Raw genomic sequence first — 14,228 nt, 5'->3', positions numbered from 1 at the left:
CGTCCCGAGGACCCTGGATAGCGTCTCTCCCATGCCCGAACCCCACGCAAACACCGCCCTGGCTGCGCTCCGCCGTGGCCGGTTCCTGGCGAGCTCGTGGCCGTGGCGATCTCTCGCCTTCCTCATCACCACCGCTCCGCTGGCCTCCGTGATCGCCATCCCGTTCGGCCTGCTGACCCTCCCGTGGCTGCTGATGCTGCGATGGTCGACGAGCGGCCGGGTCGGCCTGTTCGGCGGGCTGTTGCTCTTCCTGGGCGGCGCTGTGCTGGTCGCGGGGCTCGGTCCGCTGGTGGCCTGGCCGCTCGCCGAGGCGGAGCGGGTCCGGTTGCGTCTGGTCGACAACCGGGATGTCGTGGTGACCCGGTCCCGCTGGCGGCGCCTCGGCTACGCGGTATTCCTGGTGACCGGCGTCCCGATCGTCTACAGCGCGATGGTCGTGCTGATCATGCTGTTGGTCGTCTGCGCGCTGAGCCCGGCGCTGGTCGGTGATGGCCCGGTTTCGTTCGGAGTCGTCACGATCAACACCTCCCGAGAGGCCGTGCCCTATTCGATCGTCGGGGCACTCGCCCTGATCGGAGTTCCTTTCCTGATGGGGGCCGTCGCCGGCGCGCACGCGGCGCTGGCCCGCGGGATGCTGCACGCCGGCACCAGCGCCGAGCTGCGGGCCGAGCTGGTCGAGGTGTCGCGGTCGCGGGCCCGCCTGGCCGGCGCGTTCGAGGCCGAACGCCGTCGTATCGAGCGCGACCTGCACGACGGGGCGCAGCAACAGGTTGTCGGGCTGGCGTTGCAGATCAGCCTGGCCAGTCTCGACGTCCCGGCGGGCTCGCCGGCCGGCTCCGCGCTGGAGAAGGCGCAGGTCCAGGCCAAGGAGTTGATGGGCAACCTGAGGGAGCTCATCCACGGCATCCGGCCGCAGCTGCTGACCGAGCTGGGTCTGCCGGCCGCACTGCAGGATCTGGCCGGGCGCTCGGCGGTCCCCACCCGGGTCGACGTCGACCTGCCTCGGCGGCCGCCCGAAGACGTCGAGGCCACTGTCTACTTCGTGGTCGCTGAAGCCCTGGCCAACGTCGCCAAGCACAGCGGGGCAAGTTCGGCCGCAGTAACCGTCCGCTGGGCCGGCGAGTTGGTGAGCGCCGAGGTCACCGACGACGGGCGAGGCGGCGCCGACCCGGCTCACGGCAGCGGGCTGCTCGGGCTGGCCGACCGAGCCGCTGTCGGCGACGGACGCATGTACCTGTCCAGCCCGGCCGGGGGACCGACCGTGATCCGTGTGGAGTTGCCGTGCCGCCGAAAGTGACAGTCGTACTCGCCGAGGACGCGGTGTTGCTCCGTGAAGGTCTGGCCGGCTTGCTGCAGCGCTTCGGCTTCGATGTGGTGGCTGCTGTCGGCGACGCGCAGGAGTTGATGGCCGCGGTCGCGAGGCACAAGCCGCAGATGATCGTCACCGACATCCGGATGCCGCCGACGTTCAGCGACGAGGGACTCCGAGCGGCTGTGCAGCTGCGCCGCGAAGATCCAGGCCTGGCGGTCGTGGCGTTGAGTCAGTATGTGCAGCACGGCTACGCCGCCGAGTTGCTCGACTCCGGCAGCGGCCGCAGCGTCGGCTACCTCCTGAAAGACCGCGTCGTCGATGTGGAGGACTTCATCGTTGCGCTGAACCGGGTGGCAGCGGGCGACACGGTGGTCGACCCGGAGGTGGTCCGCAGCCTGCTGGGCCGCCGGAACCACCCGCTCGACGCGCTCTCGCCGAGGGAGCGTGAGGTGCTGGCGCGCGTGGCCGAGGGTTACTCGAACGCCGCGACAGCCCGCTTGCTGAGTCTTTCCGAGGCGGCGGTGGGCAAGCACGTAGGCAACATCCTGGCGAAGCTGGACCTGCCGCCAGACGACAACACCAACCGGCGTGTCCTGGCGGTCCTGACCTATCTGCGGGGCCAGTCATGACTGTCCACGCCCGACCACCGCCGTGAGTTCGTGCCCCCGGCCCGCTGCAGCGGCGAGATGGACGAAGCGGTGTACATGTGGACAGTGACGATCAGCCATAGAGAGATCTTTGAGCGGTACCTCTACGCGGGCGCCATCACTCGCAACCCCGACGCGTTTGCTGAGTTGTTCACGGAGGACGGCATCTACGAGGTGCCGCTGGCCGGTGACAGGCTCGAAGGACGTGCGGCGATCCGGGCCGGCATCGCTGTCTATCAGGTGCAACCGGAAGGGCTCGGCACGGTGAACATGGAGCTGTCCAAGGTGGTCCTGCATGACACCGCCGACCCGGACGTCTTCATCGCCGAGATCGACACAGTCCTGGACAGCCCGACCGCCGACAGCCCGGCCGCCGACAGCCCGGCCGCCGACAGCCCGGCCGCCGCCGAGGAAGAGCCGGCGGTGGCTCGGCGCACGATGTCGCTCGTGCAGATCTTTCGGGTCCGGGGTGAGCAGATCGCGCATCTGCGTGACTACTTCGAGACGGAGCCGAGGGCGGCGGCGGGCTAGTGAGCGGCCTCCAGAGCGGCGGCGCGGGCAGGGGTGGCCGTCCGAGACGTCAAGGTGTTCGCCAGTGCGCCGGTGAAGCGTTCCAGTGACTGGTTGAACGCCTCGCGGACAAGCTTCCCAGGGCGGGCGAATCGGGGCGGGGGATTTCCCGTCTAGGGCAGGCGAGTCCAGGGCGGGCGAGTCGGCGCGGGCTGAGTCGGCACTGTGATGGAGCAGTCAGCAGGAGTAGAATTTAATAGCTGCATTATGCAGCTAGTGTGGAGCTGTGCGAAACAGGAGGGTGGGTTCTTCGATGTTCAAGCAGCCCAAGGCGGTCTACGCGGTGGCGTTCGCCTGCGTGGTCAGCTTCATGGGGATCGGGCTCGTGGATCCGATCCTGCCGGCGCTGTCGAAGCAGCTCGATGCGACACCCAGTCAGGTCAGTCTGCTGTTCACCAGTTATCTGCTGGTCACGGCGGTGGCCATGCTCTTCACGGGGTGGGTGTCCAGCCGGATCGGGGCCAAGCTCACGCTGCTCGCCGGCCTTGGCCTGATCGTGGTGTTCGCGGCGCTGGCCGGGCTGTCGGGGTCGATCAACGGCATCGTGGGCTTCCGGGCCGGTTGGGGCCTGGGCAACGCGCTGTTCATCGCGACCTCCCTGGCCGTGATCGTGGCGTCGGCGTCGGGCGGGTTCGCCGGGGCGATCATCATGTACGAGGCGGCGCTCGGGCTCGGCATCGCGGCCGGGCCGCTGGTCGGTGGCCTGCTCGGCAACATCAGCTGGCGCGGGCCGTTCTTCGGGGTGGCCGTCCTGATGGCGATCGCTCTGCTCGCCACCGCCACGCTGCTGGAGCCGCAGCCGAAGCCGGCCCACCGGACGTCGATCCTGGCTCCGCTCAAGGCCCTCCGGCACCGGAGCCTGCTGACCATCAGCTTGACGGCGGTGCTTTACAACTGGGGCTTCTTCACGATGCTCGGCTACGCGCCGTACCCGATGGAGCTCTCGGCCACCAAGCTCGGCTTCGTCTTCTTCGCGTGGGGCCTGCTGCTCGCCTTCTTCTCGATCACCGGCGCGCCGTGGTTGCAGCGGCGGTTCGGCACGGCGCCCTCGATGTACGGCGCGCTGACCGTGTTCGCGATCCTGCTGCTGCTCATCGGTCTGTTCACCGAGAACCGCTGGGCCGTGATCGTCTGTGTGGTCGCCTCCGGCGTCGTGGCGGGCATCAACAACACTCTGACCACCCAGGCGGTCATGCTTGTCGCGCCGGTCGAGCGGCCGGTCGCCTCCGCGGCGTACGGCTTCGTCCGGTTCATCGGCGGCGGGCTCGCCCCGTACTTCGCGGGCAAGATGGTCGACCACTGGAACATGCACGTCCCGTTCGTGGTGGGCGCGATCGCCGTACTCGGCGGGGTGGGAATCCTGACCACCGGCCACCGCATGCTCGCCGCCGCCGACGCCGAAATGGCGGCGGGCCGGCCGGGGAATCCCGAGGAGGTCGCCGGTGAGATGGCCGACGAGTTCGGCGGTGCCCCCGACGCGATCGACTTCGAGAAGGAAGCGACCGCGCGCTAGGGCCGCGTCGCGCCGGGGACGGCGGCCCAGGGCGAAGGCTGCCGGCTACGGGGTGGTCACCGCACGCATGAGGAAGTCGACGAGCTGCCGGGCGTGGTCGGCGGCGTTCGCGGCCAGGGCCGGGGGAGTGCTCATCGCGTGCACCATGGCGCCGCCGACCAGGGTGTCCAGCAGCAACGTCACCGACGTGCCGGCGGGCAGTTCGCCCCGGGCGATGCCGCGCCGCACGATCGAACGGGCGGCGCGGGTCTGGGCCTTGCGGATCGCCTCGTAGTTCTCGGCGACGCCGGGAATCGCCCCGGCCTCCAGCGAGACGCGCAAGGCCGCGCGGCTCGCCGGGCCGGAGTAGAGGTCGAGGATCTGCGTGGCCAACTCGACCATGTCGCCGTGCAGGGTGCCGGTGTCCACGTCGCTGACCCGCACCAGGCCGGTCGAGAGGGCATCGCTGAGCAGCGACTCCTTGCTGCTCCAGCGCAGGTAGAGCGATGCTTTGCCGACCCCGGCCCGTTTCGCGACGACCTCCATGGCGAAGCCGGCCCAGCCGAGCTCGCCGAAGACGTCCAGCGCGGCCCGGGCGATCCGGCGATCCACCTCGGGATCGCGGGGCCGGCCGGGCGCGGCGCTGGTCGTACTCATCGGGTGATTCTATTTGGGTCAGGGCGTGGCGGCGGCCACCAGTTCCTGGTAGGCGGCGACGCCGTCGGGGTCGGCGTAGCCGCCGGCCGGGAAGGTGCTGGCGCCCAGGTACCAGTTGTCCATCTGCCAGTAGGCGACGATGTGGAAGTTGTGGCTCGTCAGCCACGTGCGGGAGGCGCGGATGGCCGGCCCGCGGGAGGCCCGGGTGCCCTGGTCGTCGTCGATGCCCCACTCCGGCAGGGTGAGCGGCCGGCCGAGGCCGCTGACCGCGTTGTACCAGCGGGTCATCCGCGGGTCGGCGTTCACCGCGACCGGGTCGTCCGGCTCGCTGCCGCGGGTGCTGGCCTGCCAGTAGAGATCGAACCCATAAGCATCGGCGTACGCGGCGGGAACGAGCCAGTCCTGGATCTCGTAGTCGCCGCCGGTGCCGTTGTTGGTGACCTTCGTCGAGCCCGTCCGCCACTGGTACGACATGTAGATCGGCACGACGTTGAGGCTCGGCTTGACCGCCTTGGCCACCGTGTAGGCGCGGCTGAACGCGGCGACGAACTGCACGCCCGTCATGTCGTTCTCGGGCTCGTGGAAGTAGGTGAGGTAGCTGTTGGCCGGCATCGCGGCCGCGATGTTCTGGATCTCGGTGTCGCAGCTGCCGGCCGCGACCGCGGTCGGCGTGCAGGACGTCTTGAACGAGAACCAGAGGCCGGCGCCGTTGTTGTTGTGGCAGTTCAGCGCGTCGTTCGGGGGCAACTGGCCGGCGCTGGCGAAGACCCGGCGGATGCCGAGCGCGCCGAGGTTGGTGCGTTCGTCGAGGAAGCCGGCGCAGGTGTTGCCGCTACCGACGGTGTCGGCGGCCGAGGTGGTGGCGCCGACGGCGAGGGTGGGGAGGGCGGCGCCGGCCGGCGTGGCGGCCGCGGCAACCGTGACGAGGGCGACGACAAGAGGGGCAGCGAAACGCATGTCTTCAAAGTAAGTACACATATCGAAAGATCGCCATACGACAATGTTTCACTCACGAACGATCGTGGCTCGGGAAGCGCTTCCCCGAGTTTCACCACATGGTGTCGATTAGTGCACGCCGAGGTAGAGAGAGCGCTTCCCCAACCTTGATACTCCGGGCACTTCCTATCCCCGTTCCCCAAGGGAGTGTCAATGCAGTCATCCCCACGTGTCCGCGTGCTGACGGCCGTCTCCACAGCGGTCGCCGGCACGCTCTTGTTCGCCCCGACGGCGGCTCAGGCCGCCAGCGTCACCGTCCAGGCCGAGTCCTACGCCGCCCAGTCCGGCGCCCAGGTCGAGGCCACCGCCGACAGCGGTGGCGGCCAGAACGTCGCCTACCTCGGCAACGGCGACTGGCTGCGCTACGACGGTGTCAACCTCGGCGCGGCCGGCTCGCTCACCGTGCAGGCCCGGGTCGCCTCCGCCACCGGCACCGGCAGCATCGAGTTGCGCACCGGCTCGCAGACCGGCCCGGTGCTGGCCAGTTTTGCGGTCGCCAACACCGGCGGCTGGCAGGCGTGGTCCACCCAGACCACCACCGTGGCCAGCCACCCGACCGGTTCGCAGACCGTGTTCGCACTTCTCAAGAACTCGACCGGGGGCGACTTCGTCAACCTCAACTGGTTCTCGTTCGGCGACGGCGCGGCGACCGACGGGCCCGGCTGGATCCCGCTCGACCAGGCCGCCTGGAACGCCCAGCTGGCCCAGTTCAACGCGCTCACCCCGAAGGCGGTGCCGGCCGGCACGGTACGGGTGTCGGAGTTCAACGCCACCTGCGCCTACAGCCACTCGCGCCCGGACGACCCGATCATCTTCCCGGGGATGCCGGGGGCGTCGCACATGCACACGTTCCTGGGCAACACCAGGACCGACGCCGCCACCACGACGCAGGCGCTGCTGTCCAACGCCGGCACCACCTGCCGGCCGTCGCCCGACCTCTCGGCCTACTGGATTCCCACCCTCTACAACGGTGACCAGGCGATCGAGCCCAAGGACGTCGTCGTCTACTACGGTTCCCGGATCACCGACCCGAGCGTCACGAAGCCGTTCCCCCAGGGCTTCAAGATGATCGCCGGTGACGCCAAGCTGCAGACCCCGACGCCGGCCGGCTCGGTGAACGCGTTCTACTGCGCCGGCCCGGGCGGCGAGATCGGCCGCAGCGCCGACGGCAACTGGCCGATCTGCGCCTCCACCGCCGTGCTGATGTTCCACCTGGTCTTCCAGGACTGCTGGGACGGCAAGCACCTGGACAGCCCCACCCACAAGGCGCACGTCTCGTACAGCTACGACGGCACCTGCAAGGGCGACTACCCGGTCGCCATCCCGAACCTGTCGTTCCTCATCTCCTACCCCACGCAGGGGTCGGCCAACGGCTTCCGGCTCGCTTCCGGCCTGGCGTCCTCGATGCACGGTGACGCCTTCTTCGCCTGGGACAACCTGGCGCAGAGCCAGCGGGTGAAGAACTGCATCGTGCAAAAGGCCAAGTGCAACACCGAAGGCAATTTCTGACGTACGGGCGGGGCCGGTGCGTTCGCACGCCGGCCCCTTCAGTCGTGGTCCCAGCCGGAGCAGCACCGGTTAACAAGGTTGCCCAAACGTGCAAACAAAATCGAACACGATTCAGCGCTTATTGACGCTTTCGAGCGTCCGGGCGTAACTTCCGGGCCAAGGTGTCGACAACCTTGAATGTCTGCTCTCATCCCCAGGAGCGCTCATGCGCAGACTGTTCCGGATCTTCGCCGCGCTGGTCCTCACCGCCGGCACCCTCTTCGGCATCGCCGGCGTCGCCCACGCGGCCGCCGCCCGCCCCTGCGACATCTACGCCGCGGCCGGCACCCCCTGCGTGGCCGCGCACAGCACCACCCGGGCCCTGTTCGGCGCCTACAGCGGCCGCCTCTACCAGGTGACCCGGGCCTCCGACGGCGCCACCCGCGACGTCGCCACCCTGACCGCCGGTGGCTATGCCGACGCGGCCGGCCAGGACGCCTTCTGCAACGGCAGCACCTGCCGGATCACCCGGATCTGGGACCAGACCAGCCGCCACAACGACCTGTCGGTGGCACCGGACGGCGGGGCCGGCAGCGGCGACCGCGGGGCGAACGCGAGTGCCATCGCGGTCACGGCCGGCGGGCACAAGGTGTACGGGATCTGGGGCACCCCGGGCGTCGGATACCGCTACCCCGGAGTCGCCTCCGGGGTGGCCGTGAACGGTCAGCCCGAAGGTGTCTACATGGTGGCCAGCGGCACCCACGTCGGCTCCGACTGCTGCTTCGACTACGGCAACGCCGAGTCCACCCCGTACGACACCGGCAACGGCCACATGGACGCCGTCAGCATCGCCACCACCTGCTACTTCGCCCCGTGTCAGGGCTCCGGCCCGTGGATCGAGGCCGACCTGGAGAACGGCATGTTCCAGGGCGGCAACGGCTCCAACCCCAACCCGGGCAACAATTCCGCGTTCGTCACGGCGGTCCTGAAGAACAACGGCCGGACGACGTACGCGCTCAAGGGCGGCAACTCCCAGTCGGGCGGCCTGACCACCTGGTACGACGGTTCGCTGCCCACCGACAAGAGCGGTTACCGGCCGATGCACCAGGAGGGCGGCATCATCCTGGCGATCGGCGGCGACAACAGCAACCGCAACCGGGGCACCTGGTTCGAGGGCGCGATGACGGCGGGCTACCCGACCGACGCCGCCGAGAACGCGGTCCAGGCCGACGTCGTCTCGGTCGGTTACGCCGGCCAGACCAGCGTGATCAACGGCCCGGCCGGCACGGTGACCGGTCCCGGCGGCAAGTGCATGGACGTGGCCGCCGACGACACCGGCACCAACGGCACCGCGGTCCAGCTGTGGGACTGCCAGTCCTACGCCGCCGACCAGCACTGGTTCCGGAACTCCAACGGCTCCCTGCGCACCCTCAACCGCTGCCTGGACATCGTCGGCAACGGCACTGCCGACAACACCCAGGTCGAGCTCTGGGACTGCAACGGCGTCGGCGGCCAGGTGTTCCAGCAGCAGGCCGACGGTTCCCTGAAGAACCCCCAGTCCGGCCGCTGCCTGGACGCCCCCAACGGCACCAGCACCAACGGCACCCGGCTGCAGATCAACGACTGCAACGGCAGTGCCGCCCAGAAGTTCGCCCTCAGCTAGCCCGCGCGCCGAGCGTGGCCCTCCCCGGCGGCAACCCGGGGAGGGCCACGCGCTACGAGCCTGGGTAGAGCATCCCGACAATTTGACGTGTCAGGGCCTTGGCTTCTGCGTCCTTGCCGAGATCGTGCAGGATCAGGGTCAAAGTGCCGACCTGTTCGACTGCCGCCATAGTGTCGAGGCTCGGCGCGGCCTGGGTAATGGTTACGGCGCGTCGTGCCAGTGGCTCGGCTTCGACGGCGCGATCCAGCTTCCGCAGGGTGACGGCGAGGTTGTCCAGCACCGCCGCTACTTCCGGGTGATCGGACCCCAGAACATTCTCGACAAGGGTCAAGGCTCGGCGGTGCATCGTCTCGGCCTCACCGGCCCGGTCGAGCTCGCGCAGGCAACCAGCGAGGTTGTTCATCACGGTGGCCACGCGGTGATGGTCGGGCTCGAGCGTCTTCTCGGCTATCAGCAGGGCGTGACGGAGTAACGGCTCCGCTTCCGCCGGCCGGTTGAGGTCACGCAGGCTCGTGGCCAGGTTGTTCAAGCACAAGGCCACCAAGGGGTGACCGGAGCCGAACGCGGACTCGGCAATGGCGAGAGATCTGCGAAAGAGTCGCTCGGACTCGGCCGCCCGGCCGAGATCGCGAAGGGTGCCCGCGAGGCTCCCCAGCCGATTGGCGACCTCGGGATGCTCGGGGCCCAGATTGGCCTCCGTGATGGCCAGCGCCCGGCGCTGCAACGGCTCGGCCTCGTCGGCTCGTCCAAGATCTCGGAGTGTATTGGCGAGGTTGTGCAGGCTTGCGGCCGTGTCTGTGTGGTCGGGCCCGAGCGCGGCCTCGGTGATGGCCAGGGCCCGGCGCTGCAACGGTTCAGCTTCGTCCGCCCGCGCCAGGTGAGTCAGGCTCACCGTCAAATGATCAAGTGCAGCGGCCACCTCGACATGATCAGGGCCGCGTACCGCTTCGATGATGGTCAGAGCACGTCGGTCGTAGTCCATCGCGCGTCGGTAACGGCCCTGGGTGGTCTCATAGACGGCTGCCTTCAGGAGAAGCTCGGCCAGATTCAAGCCCGGACCGTCGTCGCACAGGCGCTCGAGCGCGGCGACGTGCGGACTCAGTGCCGCCCAACGAGTTCGTTCAGTCAGGACGAACTCGGGATTACCGACCGGCACGGACGTCGCGAGGATGTCGACGGCCAGCCTGAGCAGTTCTGGCCAGGGACTCGCCGCACCCGGACTCGTCGCGCCGGCGTCGCCCGCGCCGTCGACGATCTGGCTGATGGTCGCGGATTGCACCAGCCGATGAACCGTCACGGTGTCTTTCGTCAAATCGATCATGTGGTAGGACGCCAGAGTCCCCAGTGCGGCCGCGGCCTCCGCCTCCCAGGCCGCATCTGTGCCGGAAACAATTACTTCGCGCGGAAGGGCGTCTGTCGCGTAGCAGGACAGAAGGTGCATCAGGAGCGCGGCCAACGGTGCCTGCTCCTCGATCCGGCTCATAGTGATCGACCAGGTGGAGGCCACCGAACGCGACGCGTCGTCGCCGAACGCCACCGTGGCCAGAACCTGCCCCGGCTCATCGAGCAGCCGTCGCAGGTAATCACCCATCGCGGTTTGGGTCTGCCGTAGATATGCCCCGGCCTGCTGCAGTGCCAGCGGTAGGTGGCCCAGTTCCCGAGCCAGGGCGGCGGCGGTCGCCGGATCGTCCTGGCCGCTCAGCCGGATCAGCAGGGCGATCGAGGCGTCTTCATCGAGCACGCCGAGCCGCAGTGACCGATCGGTGATGCTCTCCCACCGCGCATCGCGTCGAGTGGTGATCAGTACGTGGCCGTTGCTCAGTTGGCCCAGCAGAGGTTCGACCTCGTGCCGGTGTTCCACGTTGTCCAGCACCAACAGCCAGTCGTCGTGGCACTGCAACCAGCCGATAGCCCAGTCGGCAGCCGCCGCCTCCGTAACGAGGGTCAGGATGCCCGGGTGCAGACGCGAGGCCAGCGTGTGGAGTCCCGCTTGAATCGTGTCCGCGGATTCGGCGACCACCCACCAGGTCACGCGATAGCGCGCTCGGTGACGCGTCGCGTATTGCAGAGCCAGTTCCGTCTTCCCGACGCCGCCGAGCCCGTGCACGGCCTGGGTCACGACTCCGGCTCCGCCACCCCCGAGCGGATCCAGTTCGTCCAATTGGCTGGATCGTCCGACGAACTCGCGCGTCGCCGCCTTGGCGACTCCCCACACCCCTGAGTCCGGCGGGTCCACCTCCGACGGCGATCTCAGGGTGATCGCCCCGCTCAGCACCCGGGCCTGCGCGTGATCACCGGTCTGAACGATACCGGCGTTGTGGCCGATCGAGATCGAGCGCTCTCCGAAGTTGCCGGGTCTCGGCATGTCAATCGCGATCTTGCCAGGCCGTGCTGCGGTCACCCGTCTGCACGATGCCGGTGTTCTGGTACATGGCCGTCGCACGGTTCCCGGACGCATCGATCGTCGCGCCGTCCGTCCCCAGCAGCGTGGCGACGTCGGCGGCCAGCACGGTGTCGGCCTCGATCGCCTTGCGGATCTGTGATCGTAGGGCCGCGACACGGTCCGCATCGTCCGGCCGGTCGGCCACGTCCTGCACGGCTGCGGCGATCGCCGGTTCGGATTCGCCACGACGGAGGATCCGGTTCAGCAGCCGGCGGCCCAGTCTTGCCGTGCCGTCGGTGGTGGCGTCGACAGCCCCGTCCTGCACTCGCTGCGCGATCGCCGACCCGTACGCGGCGACCGCCGCCGTGACATAGGGCACCACGACAGCCGCCAGGTCGATATCCACCACGATCAACTCCAAACGGCGCACTCAGTTCCTCTGAGATGTATCACGTGGTGTCACTGACGGCCTGCGGACCGGCGGCACGGGAATCCGGTGGCATCACGCAGAGTCGTCCGGCGTAGGCCCTCGAGCCCGCCGGAGTTGCCGTACCGCTCCTCGCATGACATCGCCGCCCGTTCTCGTCGCCGCGAGGACCAGACCTGACGAGTTGACTTGCCTCGGCGACGACCGCACTGCCACGGGCCTCGTTCCTGCACGTGCGGCGGCCGGCCCAGCAATCAGGCCGAACGTTCGTAGGGGATCTTCTCGCCGGCCTCCACCGCGATCGGCAGCCGGTTCTCGGCGGGCGGCAGCGGGCACGTCGCGAAATCCGTGTAGGCGCACGGCAGGTTGGTCGCCCGGGTGAAGTCGAGCGTCACGGTTCCGTCGGCGGTCGGCGCGTCGATCGCCAGGCTGCGGTTGGCCGCATAGGTGGTGACACCCGACGTCTCGTCAGTGAACAGGGCGAAGAACGACCCCGGGGAGCGCCCGTTGAAAACGGTCAGCGCCAGCGGCGTCCCCAGCGCCTCGAACTCGACCTGGCCCGGCGACTCGTAGACGTGCTCCAGCCCCTCGACCGCCGCACCCACCGTCACGTCGCGCGGCGCCTCGAACGGCACGAACCGCCCGCTGAGCACCCACTTCTCGTCCGGCTCGTAGGCGGGCGTTCCGTGGAACTGCTCGCGCAACGCGTGGGCGGGGTGCCGCGGCCGCACGATGTCGAAGCCACCGCGCTTGGCCACCTCGAGCACGGCGTCGCCGGCGAGCACGTCGATGCCTTCGCGTTCGGCGATGACGCCGAGCGTGACGGTCCCGGTCTTCTCGACGCCGTCGACGGTCACGGTTTCGCCGTCGTCCAGCGCGACGACCACCCCGGCGGGGCCGGTCGACCATGCGCCGGGCGCGTCGGGGAAGCGCTGCGGTGTCGTGGTGAGGAAGTTCAGGCTGGTGATGGCCAGGAACCCGTGCGGGGCGGCCAGTTGTTGTTCGTGCGCGGTGTGCCACTGCGCCCAGTCGTCGGTAGCCATGGCCCGAGCCTATCCCTACGGACACGATAGGAGATAGGGCCAGGGGATACGATCTTGCAGATGTACGTGCTCTTCCCCGGCCGCCATCACCTGCTGACCCGGTTCCAGGCCGACTACCTGGCGCGGTTCGCCGACGCCACCATCGTCTGGGCGGTCACCTCGGCCAACCACGAGAACACCAAGCGCAACCCGGTCCCGTACCACCGCCGGGAGGCCGCCGTCGAGCGCCTCAGCGCGCAGACCGGCCTGCGTTCCCTGGTCGTGCCGATCTTCGACACCGCCCCCACGAACGCGTTCGCCGAGGTGACGCTGAAGACGGTGGCGGTGGCGACGGGTCTGGAGCTGACTCCGGCCGACACGGTGGTCGCCTGTTCGACGCCGGAGGTCGCGGCGCTCTACGAGAAGCTCGGCTTCGAGATCGCGCTCGTGGAGGCGGAGACGGACCCGGCCCCGGAACGGCCCTGGGACGTGCTGCTGCGCCTCGCCGGCGGCGACGAGACCTGGCGTGAGCTGGCCCATCCGGCGACGATCGACGTGTTCGAGCGCTACCGCCTCGTCGAGCAGGTGCGGGCGGCGGTCAACGATCCGCTGGTCGGCGACGAGGGTGGGCTGACCACGACGCGCGACTACCGCACCTATGTCGAGGCGTTCGCCGACGCCGCCGAGCGCAAGTGGTCCGCGGTGAAGAGCCACGTGCGGCCGGGCCGGATCGTGGACATCGGCTGCGGGGCCGGCTCGTTGCTGGAGCTGGCCGACCGGGAGCCGGCGCTGCACGAGAGCGACCTGATCGGCGTCGAGGTGGCCCGGCACCTCTTCCAGGAGTGCGTGCACAAGAAGGCGCAGGGCGTCTTCCAGAACGCGAACGTCTACTTCTACCAGCGCAACGTCCTGGGCGGCGCGATCTTCGCGGACCGCTCGGTCGACACCACGCTGACGTTCGCGCTGACCCACGAGATCTGGTCGTACGGGCAGCAGCGGGAGTCGCTGCGGCAGTTCGTCAAGCGGATCCACGACCACACCGCGCCCGGCGGCGTCTGGATCAACAGCGACGTGTGCGGGCCCGACGACCCGCACCGCGAGGTGCTCCTGAAGCTCACCACGGTCGACGGCGACAATCCGGCGGAACCACGGCGCGACCTCGGGACCGAGGAGCACGTCCAGGCGTACGTCGCGAGTCTGTCGACCCGCGCCAAACTGGACCAGTTCGCCGTCGATTTCGCCTTCCCGTTCCGGTTCGAGCCGGTCGGCGAGGACGTCGTGCGGATCGAGCTGGGCGCCGCCATGGACTTCCTGACCCGCAAGGACTACGTGGACAACTGGCTGTCGGAGACCCACGAGCAGTTCTGCGGCCTGAGCTTCGCCGACTGGCGTGAGTTGCTGGCCGAGGCCGGGTTCGAACTGGACCCGGCCTCGGCGGCGATCCGCAACGACTGGGTGATCGACAACCGGATCGCGCCGGTCGCGTCGCTCAGCGAGCTCGACGGCCGCGAGCTCGACTGGCCGACCACCCACCTGCTCACCGTCGCGCGGCGCCCGCGCAACGGCTGAGG

12 protein-coding genes are annotated in these 14,228 nt (G+C 69.2%); 7 read left to right on the top strand and 5 right to left on the bottom strand.

From position 1 onward, the window contains the following. Nucleotides 1-31 precede the first annotated feature (31 nt). The 4 genes from Afe05nite_RS33995 to Afe05nite_RS33980 all read left to right on the top strand — a co-directional run bounded on the left by Afe05nite_RS33995 (nt 32) and on the right by Afe05nite_RS33980 (nt 4,042). Nucleotides 32-1,297 (top strand): sensor histidine kinase, encoded by a 1,266-nt coding sequence (locus Afe05nite_RS33995; RefSeq protein WP_203821385.1) that lies wholly within the window; start codon nt 32-34, stop codon nt 1,295-1,297. After that, complete coding sequence (locus Afe05nite_RS33990; protein ID WP_203821384.1) at nt 1,282-1,941, top strand: response regulator transcription factor; 660 nt, start codon at nt 1,282-1,284, stop codon at nt 1,939-1,941. Before Afe05nite_RS33995 ends, Afe05nite_RS33990 begins: the two co-directional genes overlap by 16 nt. A gap of 57 nt (nt 1,942-1,998) precedes the next feature. After that, a complete protein-coding gene (locus tag Afe05nite_RS33985) occupies nt 1,999-2,490 on the top strand; it encodes a nuclear transport factor 2 family protein (protein ID WP_203821383.1) in 492 nt (163 codons plus the stop codon). A 292-nt stretch (nt 2,491-2,782) separates the two neighbouring features. Next, entirely contained in the window at nt 2,783-4,042 is a 1,260-nt protein-coding gene (locus tag Afe05nite_RS33980) for an MFS transporter (protein WP_203821382.1), read from the top strand. Nucleotides 4,043-4,087: 45 nt separating this feature from the next. Here Afe05nite_RS33980 and Afe05nite_RS33975 read toward each other — a convergent pair whose 3' ends face one another. Together Afe05nite_RS33975 and Afe05nite_RS33970 are read right to left on the bottom strand one after the other, a co-directional pair. Continuing rightward, the gene (locus tag Afe05nite_RS33975; protein WP_203821381.1) at nt 4,088-4,678 is read right to left on the bottom strand and encodes a TetR/AcrR family transcriptional regulator; all 591 of its coding nucleotides are present in this window, start codon (nt 4,676-4,678) and stop codon (nt 4,088-4,090) included. Between the two features lie 18 nt (nt 4,679-4,696). Continuing rightward, nucleotides 4,697-5,635, bottom strand: coding sequence for a hypothetical protein (locus Afe05nite_RS33970; protein WP_203821380.1), 939 nt, complete (start codon nt 5,633-5,635; stop codon nt 4,697-4,699). Nucleotides 5,636-5,827: 192 nt separating this feature from the next. Between Afe05nite_RS33970 and Afe05nite_RS44695 the strand changes: the two genes are divergently transcribed. Further along, the gene (locus Afe05nite_RS44695; RefSeq protein ID WP_203821379.1) at nt 5,828-7,183 is read left to right on the top strand and encodes a DUF1996 domain-containing protein; all 1,356 of its coding nucleotides are present in this window, start codon (nt 5,828-5,830) and stop codon (nt 7,181-7,183) included. A 205-nt stretch (nt 7,184-7,388) separates the two neighbouring features. Then, on the top strand, nt 7,389-8,825 hold the full coding sequence (locus Afe05nite_RS33960) for an arabinofuranosidase catalytic domain-containing protein (RefSeq protein ID WP_203821378.1): 1,437 nt from the start codon (nt 7,389-7,391) through the stop codon (nt 8,823-8,825). Between the two features lie 52 nt (nt 8,826-8,877). Here Afe05nite_RS33960 and Afe05nite_RS33955 read toward each other — a convergent pair whose 3' ends face one another. The 3 genes from Afe05nite_RS33955 to Afe05nite_RS33945 form a co-directional block, all read right to left on the bottom strand. Beyond that, nucleotides 8,878-11,226 carry a tetratricopeptide repeat protein gene (locus tag Afe05nite_RS33955; RefSeq protein WP_203821377.1) on the bottom strand — a complete coding sequence of 783 codons (2,349 nt, stop codon included), beginning with the start codon at nt 11,224-11,226 and terminating at the stop codon, nt 8,878-8,880. Continuing rightward, nucleotides 11,192-11,617 carry a hypothetical protein gene (locus Afe05nite_RS33950; RefSeq protein WP_239118400.1) on the bottom strand — a complete coding sequence of 142 codons (426 nt, stop codon included), beginning with the start codon at nt 11,615-11,617 and terminating at the stop codon, nt 11,192-11,194. The genes Afe05nite_RS33955 and Afe05nite_RS33950 overlap by 35 nt, the downstream gene beginning before the upstream one ends. Before the next feature lie 272 nt (nt 11,618-11,889). After that, entirely contained in the window at nt 11,890-12,678 is a 789-nt protein-coding gene (locus Afe05nite_RS33945) for a DUF1684 domain-containing protein (protein ID WP_203821376.1), read from the bottom strand. Nucleotides 12,679-12,738: 60 nt separating this feature from the next. Between Afe05nite_RS33945 and Afe05nite_RS33940 the strand changes: the two genes are divergently transcribed. Further along, nucleotides 12,739-14,226: a methyltransferase domain-containing protein gene (locus Afe05nite_RS33940; RefSeq protein ID WP_203821375.1), complete on the top strand. Its 1,488-nt coding sequence runs from the start codon at nt 12,739-12,741 to the stop codon at nt 14,224-14,226. Nucleotides 14,227-14,228 lie beyond the last annotated feature (2 nt).

It is taken from the genome of Paractinoplanes ferrugineus, assembly GCF_016862195.1.
GTDB classification, from domain to species: Bacteria; Actinomycetota; Actinomycetes; order Mycobacteriales; family Micromonosporaceae; genus Actinoplanes; species Actinoplanes ferrugineus.
This window is presented reverse-complemented; position numbering and strand designations above follow the sequence as displayed.